This is a genomic window from Micromonospora sp. NBRC 110037 (assembly GCF_001652995.1).
GTDB classification, from domain to species: domain Bacteria; phylum Actinomycetota; class Actinomycetes; order Mycobacteriales; family Micromonosporaceae; genus Micromonospora; species Micromonospora chalcea.
Map to the genome: position 1 here is coordinate 2,410,626 of NZ_BBVA01000002.1, position 20,827 is coordinate 2,431,452.

Sequence of the window (20,827 nt, forward strand, 5' to 3'; positions counted from 1 at the left end):
GCTCACGCGGCACCCCGCTCCGTGAGCATCTCGCGCAGGCGGGCCACTACCTCGTCGATGCCCAGCTCGGTGGTGTCCAGCACCACCGCGTCGGGGGCCTGCTGCAGCGGGTTGACCTTGCGGGTCGAGTCGAGGCGGTCCCGGCGGGCCAGGTCCGCGGCGGTCGCCGCGACGTCGGCGGCGTCCTCGGCGCTGCGCCGCTTCGCGCGCGCCGCCTCGGAGGCGGTCAGGTACACCTTCAGCTCCGCGTCCGGTGCGACCACCGAGCCGATGTCCCGGCCTTCGACCACGATCCGGCCCGCGTCGGCGATCACCCGCCGCTGCCGGTCCACCAGCAGCTCGCGTACGGCGGCGACGGCGGCCACCGCGGACACGGCGGCGGTCACCTCGGCGCCGCGGATGGCGGTGGACACGTCGGTGCCGTCGACCGTCACGGCGTACCCCTGGGGGTCGGTGCCGATGCGCAGGTCGGCCTCGGCGGCGACCTTGGCCACCGACTCGGTGTCGGTGAGTTCCACGCCGGAGCGCAGGACTGCCCAGGTCAGCGCCCGGTACATGGCGCCGGTGTCGAGGTAGCGGGCGCCGAGGCCCGCGGCCAGCCGCCGCGACACGGTGGACTTCCCCGAACCGGACGGCCCGTCCACAGCGACCACACATCGCCCGGCCGGTACGTTCTCCTCCACCGTTGTCCTCCTCAGCCCGTACCTCGCGGGTCGCCCGGATTCCCGGGCGCCGTTGAGCGGATGGTTCTGTCGTCAATCATGCCCGCGCCGCGCGGGCGTCCCGCCGGGCGGCACGCGCCGGCCCGCGGACCGCGTCGAAGCCTACCGGCAGCCGTACCCCGATCGGCGGGTCAGTCACCCACGGCCTTGAACAGGGCGGCGACCTCCGCGTTCGTCAGCCGCCGCAGCCGCCCGGTGCGCAGGTCGCCGAGCTTGATCGGACCGATCGAGGTACGGATCAGGCGGGACACCGGGTGTCCCACCTCGGCCATCAGGCGCCGGACGATGTGTTTGCGCCCCTCGTGCAGGGTCAGCTCCACCTGGGCGGTTTTGCCGAGCGTGTCGACCAGCTTGAACCCGTCGACCTTCACCGGCCCGTCCTCCAGCTCGACGCCGGCGGCGAGGCGCTTGCCCAGGTTGCGCGGGATCGGCCCGGCCACCTCGGCGAGGTAGGTCTTGAGCACCTCGTACGACGGGTGCATGAGCTTGTGCGCGAGGGTGCCGTCGTTGGTGAGCAGGAGCAGGCCCTCGCTGTCGGCGTCCAGTCGCCCGACGTGGTAGACCCGCTGCTCCAGCCGCGCGCCGATGAAGTCGGCCAGCTCGGTGCGGCCCTTCTCGTCAGCCATGGTGGTGACCACGCCGCGCGGCTTGTTCATCGCCACGTAGACCAGGCGGACGTCGGCCTGGAGCCGCTCCCCGTCGACGACGATCACGTCGCGGGCCGGGTCGGCCTTGTCGCCGAGCTGCGCCACCCGCCCGTTCACGGTGACCCGGCGCCGGAAGATCAGGTCTTCACAGGCGCGCCGGGAACCCACCCCCGCGGCGGCGAGCACCTTCTGCAGGCGCTCGGCGCCCTCGTACACGGGGGCGTCGGGCTTCGGGGCACGGTCATCGCGTCGCATCGGCAAGCTCTTCTACGTCGTCGGGAAGGAACGGGGCCAGCGGCGGCAGGTCGTCCACCGAGTTCAGCCCCAGCTTCTCCAGGAACATGGTGGTGGTCCGGTAGAGGTAGGCGCCGCTGTCCGCTTCGGTGCCGCACTCCTCGACCAGGCCGCGACCCACCAGGGTACGGAGCACCCCGTCGCAGTTGACACCCCGGATGGCCGAGATGCGCGAACGGGTCACCGGCTGCCGGTAGGCGACCACGGCGAGGGTCTCCAGCGCGGCCTGGGTCAGCCGCACGGACTGCCCGTCCAGTACGAACCGCTCGACGTAGGTGGCGTATTCCGGCCGGGTGTAGAGACGCCAGCCACCCGCCGCCCGGCGCAGGTCGAACCCGTGCCCGGCGGCGGTGTATCCGGCGGCGATCTCGTCGAGCATCGCGCCGACCCGTTCCGGGGACTGCTCCAGGACCTCGGCCAGGACCAGCTCGCTGACCGGCTGGTCCACCACGAGCAGGATCGCCTCCAGGGCGCCGCGCAGCTCCGCGTCGTCCAGGACCGGCGCGGGCACCGGTTCCGGCGCGGCCCGCCGCCGTCCCCGCTTGGCGGGTACGCCCTCAGCACCCGCTCCCCCACCCGCCCCCGGCGCCGCGTCCCGCGCGGGCAGGCCGACGTCTCCCCCGGCGTCGTCCGTCCCGGCCTCTCCCGAGATTTTGGTACGGTCCCGCCCTCCGAGGGGCGTCCCCGTACCAAGATCCCCCTGAACCGTGGCGATCTTGGAAGGAATGGGCCCCTCTGAGGGCCCTTCGCTTCCAAGATCCGCCGAGGAATCCGGTGTCGCGTCGAGATCTGCTTCCCGGGAATCGGTGGTGTCCGGGATGTCGGGGTCCGGGTGCTCGGCCGGTGCGTCGGAATCGTCCGGGGCTGGCCGGGGCGGGGCGGGACGCTCCCACGGGGGCACCCATGCGGCGGCCTGGTCGGCCAGGGAGTCGCGGCGTTCCTGGTCGCTCATCCGTTCACTCCTGCGTCGGTGCGTGTTCGTCCGCCGTCTCGCTGGGCACTGCGGCGTCGGATGCGGCATCTGCGGCGACGTCGCCCGGCACGGCGGCGTCGCTCACCCCGGCGCCGACGTCGGCCGGAGCAGCCGCGGCGTCGGCCGGTGCGGCGGGGACGGACGTGGTCGTGGGTTCGGGGCTGCCGGCGTACTCGTCGACGGTCAGCTCGGCCTCGCCGTCGACCGGGCCGGTCCAGCGAACGGTCAGCTCCTCCAGCGCCTGCTCCTGCACGAACGCCACGAGGCCCTGCCGGTACAGCTCCAGCAGCGCCAGGAACCGGGCCACCACCTCGAGCGTCATCTCACAGTCTGCGCAGAGCAGCGAGAACGTGGCGATCCCGGCGCGGCGCAGCCGGTCGGCGATGATGCCGGCGTGTTCGCGGACGCTGACCCGGACCATGTGCACGTGCGCGATGGACACCTCGGGCACCGGTTTCGGGCTCATCGCCTTGACCGCGAGCTTGCGCAGCCGCTCGGGACCGATGCCGAGCACCAGGTCGGGCAGCGCCTCGGCGTACCGGGGTTCGAGCGTGACCGCCCTCGGGTAGCGCCGTCCGCCGACCGCCTCCAGCTCGGCGATGTGCGCGGCGGCCTCCTTGTACGCCTTGTACTGCAGCAGCCGCGCGAACAGCAGGTCCCGCGCCTCCAGCAGCGCCAGGTCCTCCTCGTCCTCCACCTCGGCGGAGGGCAGCAGCCGGGCCGCCTTGAGGTCGAGCAGGGTGGCGGCGACGAGCAGGAACTCGCTGGTCTCGTCCAGGTCCCACTGGTCGCCCATCGCCCGCAGGTACGCGATGAACTCGTCGGTGACCTTGTGCAGCGCCACCTCGGTGACGTCCAGCTTGTGCTTGCTGATCAGCTGGAGCAGCAGGTCGAACGGGCCGGTGAAGTTGTCCAGCCGGACGGTGAAGCCACTGGCCTGCTCGCCGGTGCCCGCGTCGGCGGGCACCACACCGTCGACCTCGGCGGCCAGCTCCGCGGCTACGGCGGGGTCGCCGGCGCCGTGTGGCGGGTCGAGGGGCGGTGCGGTCACCGGGAAACCGTAGACGACGCGGCGGGCGGCCGGCGTGCGCCCTACCGGTCCGCCTGGGCGGCGATGACCTCCCGGGCCAGCTGCCGGTAGTTGCGGGCGCCGGAGGAGGCCGGGTCGAGGGTGGTGATCGGGGCGCCGGCCACGGTGGACTCGGGGAACTTCACCGTCTTGGTGATGACGGTCTGGTAGACCTTGTCGCCGAACGCCTCGACCACCCGCTGCAGCACCTGGCGGCAGTGGGTGGTGCGGCTGTCGTACATGGTGGCGAGGATGCCTTCGAGCTCCAGGTCGAAGTTGAGCCGCTCGCGCACCTTGTCGATGGTGTCCAGCAGCAGCGCGACACCGCGCAGGCTGAAGAACTCGCACTCCAGCGGGATGAGCACGCCGTGCGCGACGGTGAGCGCGTTGATCGCCAGCAGGCCCAGTGAGGGCTGGCAGTCGATCAGGATGAAGTCGTACTCCTTGCGGATGGTGCGCAGCACCCGCGCCAGGGCCATCTCCCGGGCGACCTCGTTGACGAGCTGGATCTCGGCGGCGGAGAGGTCGATGTTGGCGGGTAGCAGGTGCAGCCCGGCCACGTCGGTCTTGATCAGGACGTCCTCGGCGATGACGTCGTCCTGCATCAGCAGGTTGTAGACCGACAGGTCCAGGTTGTGCGGGTTGACGCCCAGCCCGACGGAGAGGGCGCCCTGCGGGTCGAAGTCGACGAGCAGCACCTTGCGGCCGTACTCGGCCAGGGCCGCGCCCAGGTTGATGGTCGTCGTGGTCTTGCCGACGCCGCCCTTCTGGTTGGCCATCGCGATGATCCGCGCCGGGCCGTGCCGGTCGGTCGGCATGGGTTCGGGGATCGGCTTGCGCATGGTGTACGCGGCCGGGTCGGCGGGGCCGAGATCGGCGCCGAGCGTCGCCTGCTGCTCACGGAGCTCCGACGTCCAGGTCTCGGCACGGTCACCGTTTCCTGCCATGTCCTCGTTGCCCCCTCCCGACGACCACCCGGCGTCGGAGCCGTCCGACGTCCCTCGCGGCGCCGCTGCGCACCCCCGGTCCGTCGCACCTGGAGGCCCGCGCCGATGCCGACTGTACGCCACCGGCCAGCAGCGCGTTCGGTAGCGGGTCGGCGTGTCGGCGGCCCGTCGGCCAGGGCCGGCCACGTCGGCGCTCAGCGGGCGCGCGGATGCGCTGTCGCGTACACCTCGCGCAGTCGTTCCACGGTGACCAGTGTGTAGACCTGGGTGGTGGTCACCGACGCGTGGCCGAGCAGTTCCTGCACCACGCGTACGTCCGCGCCGCCGTCGAGCAGGTGCGTGGCGTACGAGTGGCGCAGCGTGTGCGGGGAGACCGCGTCGGGGCCGTCGACCGGCAGGCCGGCCCGGGCGGCGGCGGCGCGCAGCACGGCCCAGGCGCCCTGCCGGGTGAGCGGGCCGCCGCGGGCGTTGACGAACACCGCGTGGGTGCCGCGTCCGGCCGCGAGCAGCGCCGGGCGGCCCCGGACCAGCCAGGCGCGCAGCGCGTCGGCCGCGTACCCGCCGACCGGGACCAGCCGGGTCCGGCCGCCCTTGCCGCGCAGCAGCACGGTTCCGGCGTCCAGGTCGAGGTCGTCGACGGCGGCGCCGACCGCCTCGGAGATGCGCGCGCCGGTGCCGTACAGGAATTCCAGCAGCGCCCGGTCGCGCAGCGCGCGGGCGGCGGCGTCGCCGGTGCCGTCGGCCGGGCCGGCGGCCTCCAGCAGCCGCAGGACCGCGTCGACGGGCAGCGCCCGGGGCAGGCGGCGCGGCGGCGCGGGCGGGCGGACGTCGCGGCTGGGGTCGGCGCCGGTGAGCCCTTCGCGCAGCGCGAAGCGGTGCAGGCCGCGTACCGCGCTGGCGGCGCGGGCGGCGGAGGAGACGGCGAGCGGCGGGTGGTCGTCGTCGCCGGCGCGCAGCCGGGCCAGGTGGGCCTCGACCTGCGCGGGCCCGGCGGCGGCCAGGTCGTCCACCCCGGCGGCGGCCAGGGTGGCGAGGTAGCGGTCCAGGTCCCGGCGGTACGAGGCGAGCGTGTTCGCGGACAGCCCGCGCTCGACGGTGAGGTGGTCCAGGTACGTCCGGACCGCGCGGCGCAGGGCCGGCGCGGGTTCCGCGCCGGCCGCGCGCACGGCGGCGTCGGTCAGCTCAGCACCTCGTCCAGCGGCAGCACGTCCATGCCGTGCGCCTCGGCGACCGGGCCGTAGACGACCTTGCCGGCGTGGGTGTTCAGGCCCAGCGCCAGCGCCGGGTCGTTGCGCAGCGCCGCCTGCCAGCCCTGGTTGGCCAGTTCCAGGGCGTACGGCAGGGTGACGTTGGTCAGCGCGTAGGTGCTGGTGTTCGGCACCGCGCCGGGCATGTTCGCCACGCAGTAGAAGATCGAGTCGTGGACCTTGTAGACCGGGTCGGCGTGCGTGGTCGGGCGCGAGTCCTCGAAGCAGCCGCCCTGGTCGATGGCGATGTCGACGAGCACGCTGCCCGGCTTCATCCGGGAGACCAGCTCGTTGGAGATGAGCTTCGGGGCCTTCGCGCCGGGCACCAGCACCGCGCCGATGACCAGGTCCGCGTCGAGCACTGCCCGCTCGATCTCGTACGCGTTTGAGGCGACGGTCTGCAGGTGGCCCCGGTAGATGGCGTCGGCGGAGCGCAGCCGGGCCACGTTCTTGTCCAGCAGCAGCACCTCGGACTGCAGGCCCAGCGCGATGGCGGCGGCGTTGAGGCCGGACACGCCCGCGCCGATGACCACGGTCTTTGCGGCGTACACGCCGGAGACGCCGCCGGGCAGCACGCCCCGCCCGCCGCCGGTGCGCATCATGTAGAAGGCGCCCACCTGGGGGGCGAGCCGGCCGGCCACCTCGGACATCGGGGCGAGCAGCGGCAGCGACCGGTCGGGCAGCTCGACCGTCTCGTACGCGATGCCGGTGACCTTGCGGTCGACCAGCGCGTCGGTGCACTCGCGGGAGGCGGCCAGGTGCAGGTACGTGAAGAGCACCTGTCCCTCGCGCATCCGGTGGTACTCCTCGGCGATCGGCTCCTTCACCTTGAGGACCAGCTCGGCGGTGTCCCACACCTCGTCGGCGGTGGCCAGGATCTTCGCACCGGCGGCGGCGAACTCGTCGTCGGTGATGCTGGAGCCGACGCCGGCGCCGGCCTCGACGAAGACCTCGTGGCCGTGGCGGGTGAACTCGTTGACGCCCGCGGGCGTGATCGCCACCCGGTACTCGTGGTTCTTGACCTCGCGGGGGATTCCGACCTTCACGATGCAGACACCTTCCTCCGGGGCTGCTCACCCCCGACTGCGCGGCGCCGCGCCGGCTCCGTTGCCGGCGCGGTACACCGGTCCCGCCGGCGGCAGTCTAGAGCCGTGGGAAGCCCACGGACGGCGACACTGTGACATCCGGTGCCCGCTGGTGCTGACGGTGTGTCAGGCATGGGCCAGGCTGGCCGGTGGAGACGTCATCAGCCGACAGGACAGAGTTCGGTAAATATCCTTCCACGACCGGGGTGCCGGGGCCGACAGGACGCGAGTCGATCACTATTGTGTCCGCTCATGACCACTCCTTACCAGCAGTACCCGCAGGGCGTCTCGGACAAGAGCAAGGTCGTCGCGGGTGTGCTCCAGATCCTCCTCGGCGGCTTCGGCATCGGCCGGTTCTACATGGGCGACACCAAGACCGGTGTCATCCAGCTCATCGTCACGCTCGTGACGTGCGGCATCGGCGCGATCTGGGGCCTCGTCGACGGCATCCTGATCCTCGTCAACGGCGGTGTCGACGGGCAGGGCCGCCCGCTGCGCGACTGACCACCGCAACGGAAAGGGGCCGCCCGGCGCACAGCGCCGCGCGGCCCCTTCGTCGTCGGTTCCCGATCAGCGCGGCAGCGGCGCCTCCGGCCGGCGCAGCTCGGTGAAGCCGGTCTCCCGGGCGCGGGCCGCGGCGAGCAGCCCGGCCACGCAGGACGCGTTGGTGATCTCACCGGCCAGCACCATCCGCACCGCCTCGTCCAGGTCCACGCGGACCACCTGGAGGTCGGCCTCCTCGTCGTGCCGGTCGTGCCGCTGCTCCGCCGGCACCTCGGCCAGCTCGCGGGCCAGGAACACCCGGACCATCTCGTCGGAGAAGCCGGGCGAGCTGTGCAGGTCCACGAGCACGTCCACGCGCGCCGCGGTCAGGTCGGCCTCCTCGGCCAGCTCCCGCAGCGCCGCGGCGGCCAGGTCCTCGCCGCCGACGTCCATCAGCCCGGCGGGCAGCTCCCACAGGTGCCGGCCGACCGGGTGCCGGTACTGGCGGATCAGCACCACCTGACCGGCGTCGTCGAGCGCCACCACGGCGACCGCGCCGACGTGCCGCACGTAGTCCCGGGTCGCCTCGCCGCCACCGGGCATGGTGACGTCGTCGCTGACCACCGAGAAGATCCGGCCGGACCAGATCTGGCGGCGCGCGGTCACCTCGTACCGGTGCTCGACGCCGCTCACTTGGCCTGGGCCTTGGCGCCGCCGCCGCGGCCGGCCTTCTTCGCCGCGCCGTCCAGGTCCACCGGCAGCTGGTCGGCCTGCGAGTACGCCACGGCGGCGCCGACGAACGCGGCGAACAGCGGGTGCGGGCGGGTGGGGCGGCTCTTGAGCTCCGGGTGCGCCTGGGTGGCCACGAAGAACGGGTGCAGGTTGCGGTCCAGCTCGACGAACTCCACGAGCCGCCCGTCCGGCGAGGTGCCGGAGATCGTCAGCCCCGCCTTGGTGAGCTGCTCCCGGTAGGCGTTGTTCACCTCGTACCGGTGGCGGTGCCGCTCGCTGACCTCGGTGCTGCCGTACGCCTCGGCGACGATCGACCCCTCGGCGAGCTTCGCCGGGTACGCCCCGAGCCGCATGGTGCCGCCGAGGTCGCCGCGGCCGGCCACGATGTCCTCCTGGTCGGCCATGGTGGCGATGACCGGGTGCACGGCCTCCTCGTCGAACTCCAGGGAGTTCGCCCCGTCCAGGTTGGCCAGGTGGCGGGCCACCTCGATGGTCATGCACTGCAGGCCGAGGCAGAGGCCGAGCAGGGGGATGCCGTTCTCCCGCGCGTACCGGGCGGTGCCGACCTTGCCCTCGATGCCGCGTACGCCGAAGCCGCCGGGGATGACGATGCCGTCGACGCCGGACAGCGCGGCGGCCGCGCCGGCCGCCGTCACGCAGTCGTCGCTGGGCACCCACTTGAGCTTCACCCGGGCGCGGTGGCCGAACCCGGCCGCCCGGATCGCCTCGCTCACCGACAGGTACGCGTCGGGCAGGTCGACGTACTTGCCGACGAGCGCGACGGTGATCGTGTGCCGCGGCTGGTGCACCCGCTCCAGCAGGTCGTCCCAGCGGGTCCAGTCGACGTCGCGGAACGACAGGCCGAGCCGGCGCACCACGTACGCGTCGAGGCCCTCCCGGTGCAGCACCTTCGGGATGTCGTAAATGCTCGGCGCGTCCGGGGCGGCGGTGACCGCCTCCCGGTCGACGTCGCAGTACAGCGACAGCTTCTCCTTGACCTTGTCCGGGATCTCCCGGTCGCAGCGCAGCACCAGCGCGTCGGGCTGGATGCCGATGCTGCGCAGCTGCGCCACCGAGTGCTGGGTCGGCTTGGTCTTCAGCTCGCCCGACGGCGCCAGGTACGGCACCAGCGACACGTGCAGGTAGAAGCAGTTGTCCCGGCCCAGGTCGTGGCGGATCTGCCGGATCGACTCCAGGAACGGCAGCGACTCGATGTCGCCGACCGTGCCGCCGACCTCGGTGATCACCACGTCGGGCACCTGGCCGTCGGCGTCCGGGTCGGCCATGCCGCGGATGCGGGCCTTGATCTCGTTGGTGATGTGCGGGATGACCTGCACCGTGTCGCCGAGGTACTCCCCGCGCCGCTCCTTGGCGATCACCGCCGAGTAGATCTGGCCGGTGGTGACGTTCGCCTTGCCGGAGAGGTCCCGGTCGAGGAACCGCTCGTAGTGCCCGACGTCGAGGTCGGTCTCGGCGCCGTCCTCGGTGACGAAGACCTCGCCGTGCTGGAACGGGTTCATCGTGCCGGGGTCGACGTTCAGGTACGGGTCGAGCTTCTGCATCACCACGCGCAGTCCGCGCGCGGTCAGCAGACTGCCGAGGCTGGAGGCGGTGAGGCCCTTACCCAGCGAGGAGGCGACGCCCCCGGTGACGAAAATGTGCCTGGTCGTCCGTGCTGTAGGGGCCAAGGCCTGCTCCCGTGTCGTCCGTAGCGGTCGTGCGAACCGCCGTGCCGATCAGACAAGTGATCACGCGATCCACGGGATTCCACGGTAACACCATCCGGACCGTGAGCCGGCGTCGCACCCGCTGTCGGCGCACGTGAGGCCCGTGCCGGCCCTCGTGCGGCGCTCTTCCGGCCCGGGTCCGGCTCTTGATCGACACCACTTCGCCGATGTGGTGCCTTCCGCAGGGCCTTGACCCCGCCACCTCCCCGATCTGGCGAGGGCGCGCGCGGGGGGCGGCACGCCCGCGGGGCAGCGCGGGCCGGGTCAGCCGGCGGGGACCTCCGAGGAGGCCGGGGTCGGCTGTGCGGGGACCCGCGCCCCGGCGCCGGGCGATGCGTTCGGCGTTTCCGTGCCGGCCGGGCCCTGCCGACCCGGTCCGGCCGGCTCCCCGGCCTCCCCCGGCGCGCCCACACCGTCACCGGCCGGACCGTCGCCCGCCGACCCACCATCACCAGCACCGTCACCGGCCGACGGAGCACCGTCAGGCGGGCCGTCGCCAGCGGGGCCGCCTCGGGAAGGGCTGTCCGGGCCGCCCGGTGGTACCGCGTCCGTCTCGCCGCCAGGGCGGCCGCTGTCGGGCAGCGTACGGTCGGTGGAGTGGTCGAGCACCCGCAGCGCCGACAGCGCCGCCATAGGCACCACGAGCGCCGCCGCCGCGCCGGCCACGTCCAGCGCCGAGCCGCCCAGCACGCCGCCCAGCCCGACGGCCACGCCGGTGCCGGCCATCGCGGCCCGGATCGCCGGGTAGATGCCGAACAGCCGCATCAGGCCGCCCCACGGCTGCAGCAGCGCCAGCCAGACCAGCGCCGCCCCGGCCAGGGCCAGCACGGTGAGCGGGCTGTTCACCAGCGTCTGGATGTTGGAGTCGCCGGAGCGGTGCACGGTGAGCCCGCCGGTGCCGTCGCCGAGCGCGGCCAGGAACCGGCCCAGGCTTCCCCGCTCGTCGGCGGGACGGCCCAGGTCGACCAGGGCGAAGCCGATGGTGACCGCGAGCGCGGCCATGGTGGCCCAGGCCAGCCGGCTCACGGTGAGCCAGCCGCCGGTGCAGATGGCGGCGGCGACGCTGACGCCGGCGGTGAGCGCGATCGCGCCGATCGAGTCGGCGCCCAGGTACGGGCTGCCCACGATCACCACTGCCAGTCCGCCGACGGCCACCATCACCATCGGCCGCCAGCCCTTGCGGAACCGCTGGGCGAGCCAGCCGCCGCACAGCAGTGATCCGGCGACGAACACGCCCAGCCCGACGGTGCCGAGCCCGGCGTACCGGCCGCCCTCCAGCGCGGAGTAACCGACCACGCCGTTGAGCTGCAGCCGGGAGCCGGTGAGCACGTCCACGCCGACCACGAGCGTGGCCAGCCCGGCGACCGCGCCGAGCGGGCCGAGCGTGCGCTCGTGCCCGGGGCTGAACCGGACCAGGGCGGTGCCGCCGACGACGAGCAGCGCGGTCACCGAGGCGTACCACACGCCGGCGTGGCTGCCGCGCCACCAGGGCACGGCGTCGGCCAGCAGCGCCGCGGGCACGGCCAGCGCGGCGGCGATGAGCAGCAGCTCCACCACGGCGACGACGCGCCGGGACACCGGTTCCGGTCCGTGCGGGCCGGCGAGGCGGCGGGCCCGGCGTAGCAGCGGCAGCACCGCTACCGCGAGGGCCAGCTGGGCGGCGGCGAGCAGCGTGAAGAACCAGCCGGCGACGCGCCGCTGGGCGGCGGCCTCCCGGTCCGCGTCGGCCGACGCCTCGATCGCGGCCCGCAGGTCGTCGGGCCGGTCGTCGGCGGTGACCGCGGGACGGCCGACGAAGGCCCGTTCCGGGGCCGGCCGGTCGAGCACGGCGAGCACGGTCGGGGCCAGGTCGACCAGTTGCAGGTAGCCGGAGCGGGCGGTGCTCGGCGAGGTCAGCCAGCCGCCCGTCCAGCCGGGGCCGTCGGCGATCGCGACGTGCAGCCGCGCCGGGTTGTCGGTGTCGGAGACGCCCGCGACCAGCACCAGTGAGCGCGGCGGCCGGGCGGCGAGGACCCGGGCCAGCCGGGCGTCGGCCTGCCGCGCCTGGGCGGCCCGTACGGCCGGGTCGTCGTCGTCGACGGTGCCGGCGTCGACGATGCTCAGCACGCAGGAGCCGAGCAGTTCCGCCGGGTTCTCGGGCAGCGTGGGCGCGTACCTGTCGACCCGGCCGAACGGACGGGCGGCGGCCACGGCGGCGCCCGGCCCCACCGCCACCGAGCAGCGCACCGACTCGGCCAGCGCGCCGGGCTTGGCGCCCCAGGCGAGCTGTTCCTGGTTGTGCGCCACGACGCTGGGCTGGTCGGGCAGGTTCGCGCCGATGCCGTCGGGCCGTTCCACAGTCACGCCGGCCGCCGGGCAGCCACCGCCCGGACGGGCGCCCGGCCAGGCGGCGAAGTTCCCGGCGCCGAGGGTGAGCCAGCCGTCGACGGGGCAGGTGGGCCGGTGCGCGGACCGCACCGACAGGGAGCCGATCGCGCCCTGCTCGGCCATCCGCCACAGCGTCGGCGTGTTCTCCGGGTCGACGTCGTCCCAGCGCAGGCCGGCCGCGCCGACGAGGACCACGAAGTCGGCGCCGGGCCGGTCCGCGCCGCGGTCCGGCCGGGCGGCCAGCGCGGTGATGCCCAGCGCCACCACGACCAGGGTGAGCAGGACCGGGGTCAGTCGGCGCAGCATCAGCGGTTCCCGGCGGAGTGCTGCGGTGTCAGCTCGGCGTAGAGGTCGGCGAGCGCGGCCACGGTGTCCGCCTCGGTGGGCCAGGTCGCGGCCCGGGCCAGGCCGCGCCGGCCCACCTCGGCCCGGCGTACGGGGTCGTCGAGCAGGTCGCGCACCGCCGCGTCGACGGCGTCCACGTCCCCGGGCGGCACCAGCACGGCCCCGTCGCCGACGAGCTCCGGCAGCCCGCCGACGGCGGTCGCGACGAGCGGTACGCCGGCCCGCAGCGCCTCCTGGGCGAACAGCTGCCGGGCCTCCCAGTCGCTGGTCACCACGGCGAGGTCGGCGCCGGCCAGCAGGTCCGCCACGTCGGTGCGGTGCCCGAGCAGCGTCACCGGCGCGCGGGCGGCCGAGATCCGGGCGGCCAGCGGCAGGTACGCGGGTCCGCTGCCGGCGATCACCACGACCGGGGCGGGGGTACGGGTGCGCCAGCGGGCGGCGGCGTCGATGAGCACGTCGTACCGTTTCTGCGGGTGCAGCCGGCCCACCGAGAGGATCAGCGGGCGGTCGGCGGTCACGCCGAACTCGGCGCGGACGGCGGCGCGGCGGCGGCCCGGCGGCGGCAGCGTGGGCGCGGCGACCGGGGCCAGGCGCGCGTCGGCGGCGCCCAGCGCGGCGGCGCGGTCGACCAGGTCGGCGGAGGCGCCCAGCGCGACCCGCACGGACCGGGCGACGATCCGCTCGACCAGCCGGGACGCCGCGCCGCGCAGCCCTTTCGCGAGGACCGCGTTGTGCCAGGTGACCACGAGCGGCGCGGTGGGGCGGGCGAGCGCCGCGACCAGGCCGGCGCGCAGCCCGTGCGCGTGCACCACGTCGACGGGTGTGTCCGCGAGCGCCCGGCGCAGCGCGGTGACCGCGCGCGCGTCGCCCGGCGTGGGGCTGGCCGGGATCTCCACCGGGGTGAACCGGGCGCCGACGCCGGTGAAGCCGAACTGCTCCTCGGTGGCGGCCGGTCCGCACACCAGCACCGACGCTCCGGCCTCGGTGAGTCCCCCGGCGATCGAGCGCACGTGCTGCCCGACCCCGCCGGTACTGGAGGCGAGCACGAGGGCCACCGACCCGGGCCAGCGCGGTGCGGGCGAGGCGTCCGTCATGAGGAAACGGTCTCCTTTCCGTCGCCCCGCTCGCCGGGGTGCTGCTGCGCCGGCGGGCCGTCGTCCCCGCCGGCCGGGCGTCGCCGGCGCAGCCGGCGGGTCACGGTCGCGAGCAGCGGCCGCAGGTCGCGGGCGTCGGTCAGCCAGGCGACGGCGAGGAACAGGACACCGACCACGACCCCGGACAGCATGCCCTGCGCGAGGGCCTGCGGTGTCGTCGGGGTGCCGTCACCGAGCCCGGCGAGTCCCGCCGCGACGGCCGCCCCGCCCGCTCCGGCGACCACGGCGGCGAGCAGTCCGGCGGCGCCGGCCCGGCCGATCCCGGCGAGCGCCCCGCCGCCGGCGGCACGCCGGACCGCGACGATCAGCAGCGCGCCGAGCAGCACCATGCCGACCGACGTCGCCAGCGTCACCGCGAGGACCCGGTCGGCCAGCGGCAGCGCCTGGGCGAACAGGAGGGCGAACGCGGGCACGCTGAGCCATCCGAGCGCGGTCGCGACGGTGGCCGCGCGGGTCTCGCCGCGGGCGTACAGGGCGCGGGTGAGGACCGCGAACAGGCCGTAGCCGAGCAGGCCGGGCGCGAACCCGGCGATCCCGACCGCGGCGGTACGCGCGTCCAGGGGGTCGGCGAAGAAGAAGTGCCCGACCGGGATCGCGGTGCCGACGAGCGCGGCGGCGCCGAGCAGGCTGAACAGCACCACGCCGCGTACCGCCGGGGCGAGCGTGTCCCGGTAGGCGCGCTCGTCGCCGGTGGCCCGGGCCGCGACGAGCGTCGGGTACGCGGCCACCGCCAGCGGAACCGCCAGCACCGCCCAGGGCAGGAAGTAGACGGTCTGGGCGAGGTTGTAGACGCCGACGTCGGCGGTCCGGCCGTAGGTGACCTGGTTGAGCGCTACCACCAGGGCGATCTGCTGGGCGGCGACGGTGACCACCCCGGCGACGGCCAGGCCGCCGACCCGGGCCCGGGCGTCGGCCGGGAACCGGTAGCCCGGCCGGATCCGGAGCTTCAGCCGGCGCAGCGGGATCAGCAGCGACAGCGAGAGCACCACCACGCCGAGTGTGGTGCCGGCGGACAGCAGCAGCTCGCCGCCGCGCCCGGCCTCGCCGATCGTGGCCAGCCGCCCCTCGGTCGCGGTGAAGGCGAGGTAGACGCCGATCACGCTGATGCTCGACAGCAGCGGCGCGATCACCGGCCAGGCGAACCGGCGGTGCGCCTGGAGCACCCCGGTGAGCACGATGCCCACGCCGTAGAGCGGCAGCTGCGGCGCGAAGACGCGCAGCATCCGGGCCCCGGACGCCTGCTGCGCCTCGCTGAGACCGTCTCCGATCAGGCCCGGCAGCGGGTCGGCGAAGATCGCCACCAGGACCGCCAGCGGCACCAGCAGCGTCAGCGTCCAGGTCAGCAGCGCGCCGGTGGTGGCGGCCACCGCACGCCGGTCACCGGCCTCGACCGCGCCGGCCAGCAACGGTACGACGAGACTGGCCAGCGCCCCGCCCGCGACGATCTCGAAGATGAAGTTCGGGACGTAGTTGGCCACCAGGTAGGCGCCGCCGAGGTCGCTGGTGGACAGCGTCCAGGTGAACACGGCGGTGCGGCCGAAGCCGGCGAGCCGGCTGACCACGGTGAGCACGGCGATGAGGGCGGCCGCCCCGGCGACGCGGCCGGCGGCGGCGAGAGGTGCCGGTTTCGTCACGTCAGTCGGGCAGCCGGCCCAGTTCGTCGAGGTGCCGCAGCCCCGGCGTGGACGCGATGACCTGGGTGAAGCTGACCTTCTCGCTGGCGGCGGTGAGCGCGGCGAGCACGGCCAGCACGCCGGCGCGGCCCAGCGGCCCGGTACGCGCGGCCAGGCTCACGCCGAGCAGCGCACCGAGCGCGTTCGCGCCGCTGTCCCCGACCATCACCCGTTCGCCCAGGTCGTCCCCGACCAGCGCGGCCGACGCGCCCACCGCGCCCGCCGCGATGCCGCCGTGCGGGCCGGTGGTCAGCGGCACGCCGAGCAGCATGCCGGACTTCAGCGCCCGGCCGGGCCGCAGGTCGAGCAGGTTGACCAGGTTGGCGGTGCCGGCCACCACGCCGGCGCCGAGCAGCACGTCGAGCCCGCGGCCAACCGCCCCGGCCCGCTGGCGGCGCGGGTGCGCGGCGACCCGCCGGTCGGCGGCGAGCAGCGCCGCGGCGGCGAGCCCGGCCACACCGACCCCGGCGACCTTCACCAGCCCGGCGGTGACCTGGCCCTCGCGCAGCGCGGCGAGGTGCCCGGCGAAGCCCTTGGCGGCCTTCTGCTCAGGGCGTGCGCCGACCACGTCGTCGTAGAGGCCGACAGCGCCCGCGCCCAGCCCGGCGACGAGCGCGGCGGCGCCGGCCGGTGCGCTGCCGGCGCCCAGCGCGCCGCCGGTCGCCGCGCCCACGGCGAGGGCCGGACCGGCGGCCAGGGTCACCGTGCGGCCCCGGTAGTTGGTGCGCTCCAGCGCCGGCCCGCCCGGCGACGTGCGCGTCTGGCGCAGCGTGTAGCGGGCGGCCAGCACCCCCGCGCCCACGGCGAGCAGCCGACCCAGTCTCACGGGACCTCCTCGATCCGGACTTCGAACGCGACGCGGCACGGACCGGGCGGCCCGAGCGGTCACCGGGGCAGTGTAGGCACCCGGGAGGCGGCGTTGTCGCCCACGCCGTACTGGCCGGTCTTCTTCTCGGTGAGCTGCTGCGCCAAGGCGAGGCTGGTGGCCAGCTGCCCCTGCACGGTGCTGGCGTTGTCGACGGTGGAGATGGTCTGCGACAGCACCGGGTCGCCGCGGACCACGGAGACCAGGTTCCCGCCGGTCGAGCCCATGCCGGCGACCACCAGCGCGCCGGCCCGGTCGAACTCCACGGCGATCTTCACCACCGACTCGTCCTTCTTGGCCGAGTCCTTGTCCACGTACGGCTGGCCGGTGACCATCACGACCGCCTCGGCGGCGGTGGAGATCTTGTCCGCCGGGGTGAGGTAGCCGGCGGTGGCGTACTGCTCCAGCACCGTGCGCCGGTCGGTCTCGCTGGCCGCCGGGGTGCCCGCGGGACGGTCGACCAGGACGTTCGCCAGCAGCGCGCTCGAGGTCTCCACGCCGTGCCCGTTGCCGGGCAGGTTGATGGCGGGGGACGTGTTCGGCCGGGCGGTGACCGCCAGTTCCAGCAGGTTGTTGTTGCTGTCCGGGTTGACGAACTTGTCCTGCACGTCGATGCGGCCGGTGACGTCCGCGCCGGCGGTCTGCAGCATCTTCACCACGCCCTCGGCCTGGTCGCGGCCGCTGGGCAGGGTGAGCACCAGCACCCGGCGGCCGGTCAGCTTGCCGGGCAGGACGAGCTGGGCCACCTCGGCGGCGAAGTCCTCCTCGGTCTCCAGCTGCTTCTGCATGCTGTTGACCGACTGGCGCATCAGCGAGTTGTCCTTGCGCAGGCCGTTGACGTTCTCCCGGAGCGAGTCGGCGACCGGCCCGTTGAGGGCGGCCGTGCCGACCACCAGGCCGATCGCCAGCGCCAGGAACACCGCGGTCAGGGACACCACATGGTAGCGAAAGTTGATCACGCTTGCAGCCTCTTGATCGTCGGGGGAGCTAGAAGAGCTGGCCGAGCTGGAACACGAAATTGTCCCACCATTCGGAGACCACGCCCAAATACGCCTTCCCGACGGTGGAGACCGCCACCGCGGAGGCCATCGCGGCCACCGCCGACAGGACCAGCAACAGCAGCGACGAACCGGAGATGCTCTGCCGGTAGAGCCGGCTGACGCCCTTGGCGTCGACCAGCTTGCCGCCCACCTTCAGCCGGGTCAGGAACGTCGACGCCATGCCGCCGCGCCCCTTGTCCAGGAACTCCACCAGGGTGGCGTGGGTGCCGACGGCCACCAGCAGCGACGCGCCCTTCTCGTCGGCCAGCAGCATGGCGAGATCCTCGCTGGTGGCCGCCGCCGGGAACGTGATCGCCGGTACGCCGAGCCCGTTGACCCGGGCCAGGCCGGGCGCCCGCCCGTCCGGGTAGGCGTGCACGATCACCTCGGCGCCGCAGCGCAGCACGTCGTCGGTGACCGAGTCCATGTCCCCGATGATCATGTCCGGGGTGTAGCCCGCCTCGACCAGCGCGTCGGCCCCGCCGTCGACGCCGATCAGCACCGGCTTGAACTCCCGGATGTACGGGCGCAGCACGTCCAGGTCGGCCTTGTAGTCGTAGCCGCGCACCACGATCAGGCAGTGCCGGCCCTGGATCTGGGTCTGGATCTCCGGCACGCCGACGCCGTCGAGCAGCAGGTCACGTTCCTGCCGCAGGTAGTCCATCGTGTTGGCGGCGAACGCCTCCAACTGCACCGACAGGCCCTCCCGGGCGTCGGCCATCGACTTGGCCACGGTCTCGGCGTCCTGCAACGTGCCGTGCGCGACCGGCTCCTCGCCGACGAACACGGTGTTGCCCTCGATGCGGACCCGGTCACCCTCGCGGACCTGCTCGAAGACGCTCTCGCCGAGATCGTCCAGCAGCGGGATGCCGGCCGAGATCAGCACCTCCGGGCCGAGGTTGGGATAGCGGCCGGAGACCGACGGCTTGGCGTTGAGCACCGCCGCCACACCCACCGCGACGAGCGAGTCGGCCGCCACCCGGTCCAGGTCGACGTGGTCGATGACCGCGATGTCGCCGGGGCGCAGCCGCCCGACCAGCCGTTTCGTCCGGCGGTCGAGGCGCGCGGTGCCGACGATGGAGCCCGGCTCCGGGTTCCGGCTCCGGCGCAGTATGGGTAGACGCATCGTGACCATCCTGGCATGTGAGGCAGGTTTTGCTGTCGCGACATGCCTGAGCAGGGCCGCCTACCCAGGGAAGCACACCGGAACCCGCGCCGGTGTGCTTGCGCTCACAATCGGGGTATCACGGACGCCTTTCCTTGGCCGCCACGGCCAGGAGCTCCTCGGCATGGGCGATACCCAGATCCGAGTCCGGCAAACCGGCGAGCATCCGGGCCAGTTCCCGGGCGCGCTCGGTGTCCTCCACCACGCGCACCCCGCTCGTGGTGACCGCTCCCCCGGTGTCCTTGGCCACCACCAGGTGCCGGTCGGCGAACGCGGCGACCTGCGGCAGGTGGGTGACCACGAGCACCTGATGACTGCGGGCCAGCCGGGCCAGCCGGCGGCCGATCTCCACCGCGGCCTGACCGCCGACACCCGCGTCGACCTCGTCGAACACCAGCGTGGGCGGGCCGCCGGAACCGGCGAAGACCACCTCGATGGCGAGCATCACCCGGGACAGCTCGCCGCCGGAGGCGCCCTTCTGCAACGGCAGCGCCGGCGCGCCCGGGTGGGCCAGCAGCCGCAGCTCCACCTCGTCGGCGCCGTCCGCGCCGACGCCGGTCTCGACACCGTTGACCGGCAGGCTCGGCTCGGACCGGCCCACCGGACGGGGCAGCACCGCCACCTCGATCCGGGCGTGCGGCATGGCCAGCCCGGCCAGCTCGACGGTGACCTCCTCGGCGAAGCGGACCGCGGCCTCCCGCCGGGACGCCGACACCCGGCCGGCGAGGTCGGCCACCTCACCGGCGAGCCGGGTGGCCTCGCGGTCCAGCTCGTCCAGCAGCTCGTCGGAGGTGTCCAGATCGGACAGCCGCGTGCGGGCCCGCTCGGCCCACGCCACCACGCCGTCGACGTCGTCGGCGTACTTGCGGGTGAGCCCGCGCAACGCGGCCCGCCGCTCGTAGACGGTCTGCAGGCGGGCCGGGTCGGCGTCCAGCGCGGCCAGGTAGGTGGACAGCTCCGCGGCCACGTCGGTGACCAGCGTGGCGGCCTCCTCCAGCCGGGCCGCCAGCTCGCCCAGCGCCGGGTCGGTGCCGGCCTGCGCCTCCAGCGTGCGCCGCGCGGTGCCCAGCAGCGCCGTCGCGTCCGGCGCGTCGTCGGCCGCCTCGACGCCGCCGGCCACGCACTGCTGCGCCACCTGCGCGGCGGTACGCAGCCCCTCGGCGTGCTCCAGCCGCTGCGCCTCCGCCTTCAGCTCGTCGTCCTCCCCCGGCTGCGGATCGACCCGGGTGATCTCGTCCAGGCCCAGCCGCAGCAGGTCGGCCTCCTGGTTGCGTTCGCGCGCGTTGCGCCGCCGGTCGGCCAGGTCGTCGACGACGGTGCGCCACCTGGCGTACGTCTCGCGCAGCGCGTCGAGCAGCTTCTCGTGCTCGGGCCCGGCGAACCGGTCGAGCGAGGCGCGCTGCTCGGCCGGGCGCAGCAGCCGCAGCTGGTCGGACTGGCCGTGCACGGCCAGCACCTGCTCGCCGACCTCACCGAGCGTGGACACCGGCATGGCCCGCCCGCCCAGGTGCGCGCGGGAACGCCCCTCGATGGTCACGGTGCGGCTGAGCAGCAGCGAGCCGTCCTCGTCGGGCTCACCACCGGCGTCGAGGATGCGGGCGTGCACCGACTCGGCCACCCGCCCACCGAGGCGCAGCCGGCCCTCCACCACGGCGCGGCCCGGCTGGGCGCGCACCCGGCCGGCGTCGGCGCGGCCGCCGAAGAGCAGGCCGAGGCCGGTCACCACCATGGTCTTGCCGGCGCCGGTCTCGCCGGTGATGACGTTCATCCCCGCGGCCAGCGGCAGCGTGGTGTCCTCGATGACGCCCAGTCCGGTGATGCGCAGCTCTTCCAGCACAGCACCCGACAGTAGCCCCGCCGTGTGACAGTTGACCAGCCGGCAGGTCGAGCCGCGGGCACCCGACCCCGGACGAGGAGGAGCTCCACCGCAGCCCGGTACGGGCGGACACGGCCCGGGCCGGTGAGTTCGCGCAGCGGCTGGGCCGCCGACCGGCCGTGGTGGACGGTCGCACCGCGACCTGCCCACTGGTGCACGGCGGCCGGCCGACCTGATGGCCGCCGTACCGGCGACCTGTCGCCAGGTGGACACGAGCGCAGCGCGGTAGAGGGCCGGGACGCCGGAGATCGCGTCGCCCAGCTCGCGCGCCGCCGCTTCCTCCGGCGGCGGCTGCACGACCTGTCCGCCCGACCGGGGTCGACACCCGATCGGGCGCGGCGCGCCGGTCCGCCCGCCGCGGCCGGCTACGACACTCCGGCGTCCCGACCGTCGCGGCCCCGACCACCCCCTGGCCG

General features: G+C 74.5%; 17 protein-coding genes. 1 reads left to right on the top strand and 16 read right to left on the bottom strand.

What is annotated here, in order from left to right:
• Nucleotides 1-2 precede the first annotated feature (2 nt).
• From cmk to ald, 7 genes are all read right to left on the bottom strand, one after another.
• Entirely contained in the window at nt 3-683 is a 681-nt protein-coding gene (gene cmk, locus A4R25_RS09805; RefSeq protein WP_064446391.1) for a (d)CMP kinase, read from the bottom strand.
• A gap of 170 nt (nt 684-853) precedes the next feature.
• Entirely contained in the window at nt 854-1,624 is a 771-nt protein-coding gene (locus tag A4R25_RS09810; protein WP_043324891.1) for a pseudouridine synthase, read from the bottom strand.
• Entirely contained in the window at nt 1,611-2,615 is a 1,005-nt protein-coding gene (gene scpB, locus A4R25_RS30575; RefSeq protein ID WP_082930961.1) for an SMC-Scp complex subunit ScpB, read from the bottom strand. Before scpB ends, A4R25_RS09810 begins: the two co-directional genes overlap by 14 nt.
• Nucleotides 2,616-2,619: 4 nt before the next feature.
• Nucleotides 2,620-3,687 carry a ScpA family protein gene (locus tag A4R25_RS09820; RefSeq protein WP_043324893.1) on the bottom strand — a complete coding sequence of 356 codons (1,068 nt, stop codon included), beginning with the start codon at nt 3,685-3,687 and terminating at the stop codon, nt 2,620-2,622.
• A gap of 41 nt (nt 3,688-3,728) precedes the next feature.
• Nucleotides 3,729-4,652: a ParA family protein gene (locus tag A4R25_RS09825; RefSeq protein ID WP_064446393.1), complete on the bottom strand. Its 924-nt coding sequence runs from the start codon at nt 4,650-4,652 to the stop codon at nt 3,729-3,731.
• Nucleotides 4,653-4,846: 194 nt separating this feature from the next.
• The gene (locus tag A4R25_RS09830; protein WP_064446394.1) at nt 4,847-5,818 is read right to left on the bottom strand and encodes a tyrosine recombinase; all 972 of its coding nucleotides are present in this window, start codon (nt 5,816-5,818) and stop codon (nt 4,847-4,849) included.
• 11 nt (nt 5,819-5,829) lie between these two features.
• Nucleotides 5,830-6,945, bottom strand: coding sequence for an alanine dehydrogenase (ald, locus tag A4R25_RS09835; RefSeq protein WP_064446395.1), 1,116 nt, complete (start codon nt 6,943-6,945; stop codon nt 5,830-5,832).
• Between the two features lie 171 nt (nt 6,946-7,116).
• On the opposite strand from ald, the gene A4R25_RS09840 reads away from it, so the two are divergent.
• On the top strand, nt 7,117-7,488 hold the full coding sequence (locus tag A4R25_RS09840; RefSeq protein ID WP_082930962.1) for a TM2 domain-containing protein: 372 nt from the start codon (nt 7,117-7,119) through the stop codon (nt 7,486-7,488).
• 66 nt (nt 7,489-7,554) lie between these two features.
• On the opposite strand, the gene A4R25_RS09845 is transcribed toward A4R25_RS09840, so the two are convergent.
• The 9 genes from A4R25_RS09845 to recN form a co-directional block, all read right to left on the bottom strand.
• Entirely contained in the window at nt 7,555-8,160 is a 606-nt protein-coding gene (locus tag A4R25_RS09845; protein WP_064446396.1) for an NUDIX hydrolase, read from the bottom strand.
• On the bottom strand, nt 8,157-9,887 hold the full coding sequence (locus A4R25_RS09850; protein WP_064446397.1) for a CTP synthase: 1,731 nt from the start codon (nt 9,885-9,887) through the stop codon (nt 8,157-8,159). The genes A4R25_RS09845 and A4R25_RS09850 overlap by 4 nt, the downstream gene beginning before the upstream one ends.
• Nucleotides 9,888-10,190: 303 nt before the next feature.
• Nucleotides 10,191-12,599 carry a hypothetical protein gene (locus tag A4R25_RS09855; protein WP_064446398.1) on the bottom strand — a complete coding sequence of 803 codons (2,409 nt, stop codon included), beginning with the start codon at nt 12,597-12,599 and terminating at the stop codon, nt 10,191-10,193.
• Nucleotides 12,599-13,732, bottom strand: coding sequence for a glycosyltransferase family 4 protein (locus A4R25_RS09860; RefSeq protein ID WP_064446399.1), 1,134 nt, complete (start codon nt 13,730-13,732; stop codon nt 12,599-12,601). The genes A4R25_RS09855 and A4R25_RS09860 overlap by 1 nt, the downstream gene beginning before the upstream one ends.
• Entirely contained in the window at nt 13,729-15,426 is a 1,698-nt protein-coding gene (gene murJ, locus A4R25_RS09865) for a murein biosynthesis integral membrane protein MurJ (RefSeq protein WP_064446400.1), read from the bottom strand. Before murJ ends, A4R25_RS09860 begins: the two co-directional genes overlap by 4 nt.
• Nucleotide 15,427: 1 nt before the next feature.
• Entirely contained in the window at nt 15,428-16,291 is an 864-nt protein-coding gene (locus tag A4R25_RS09870; RefSeq protein ID WP_064446401.1) for a hypothetical protein, read from the bottom strand.
• Between the two features lie 59 nt (nt 16,292-16,350).
• Nucleotides 16,351-17,289: a copper transporter gene (locus A4R25_RS09875; protein WP_064446402.1), complete on the bottom strand. Its 939-nt coding sequence runs from the start codon at nt 17,287-17,289 to the stop codon at nt 16,351-16,353.
• A gap of 28 nt (nt 17,290-17,317) precedes the next feature.
• The gene (gene steA, locus A4R25_RS09880; protein WP_030502674.1) at nt 17,318-18,496 is read right to left on the bottom strand and encodes a putative cytokinetic ring protein SteA; all 1,179 of its coding nucleotides are present in this window, start codon (nt 18,494-18,496) and stop codon (nt 17,318-17,320) included.
• Nucleotides 18,497-18,614: 118 nt separating this feature from the next.
• Nucleotides 18,615-20,372: a DNA repair protein RecN gene (gene recN / locus A4R25_RS09885; RefSeq protein ID WP_064446403.1), complete on the bottom strand. Its 1,758-nt coding sequence runs from the start codon at nt 20,370-20,372 to the stop codon at nt 18,615-18,617.
• Nucleotides 20,373-20,827 lie beyond the last annotated feature (455 nt).

Bases quoted from the DNA above. Each gene is read 5' to 3' on its own strand.
- A4R25_RS09810 (WP_043324891.1), bottom strand. From the start codon at position 1,624: ATGCGACGCGATGACCGTGCCCCGAAGCCCGACGCCCCCGTGTACGAG.
- steA (WP_030502674.1), bottom strand. From the start codon at position 18,496: ATGCGTCTACCCATACTGCGCCGGAGCCGGAACCCGGAGCCGGGCTCC.
- A4R25_RS09860 (WP_064446399.1), bottom strand. From the start codon at position 13,732: ATGACGGACGCCTCGCCCGCACCGCGCTGGCCCGGGTCGGTGGCCCTC.
- A4R25_RS09840 (WP_082930962.1), top strand. From the start codon at position 7,117: ATGGGCCAGGCTGGCCGGTGGAGACGTCATCAGCCGACAGGACAGAGT.
- A4R25_RS09825 (WP_064446393.1), bottom strand. From the start codon at position 4,652: ATGGCAGGAAACGGTGACCGTGCCGAGACCTGGACGTCGGAGCTCCGT.
- scpB (WP_082930961.1), bottom strand. From the start codon at position 2,615: ATGAGCGACCAGGAACGCCGCGACTCCCTGGCCGACCAGGCCGCCGCA.
- A4R25_RS09855 (WP_064446398.1), bottom strand. From the start codon at position 12,599: ATGCTGCGCCGACTGACCCCGGTCCTGCTCACCCTGGTCGTGGTGGCG.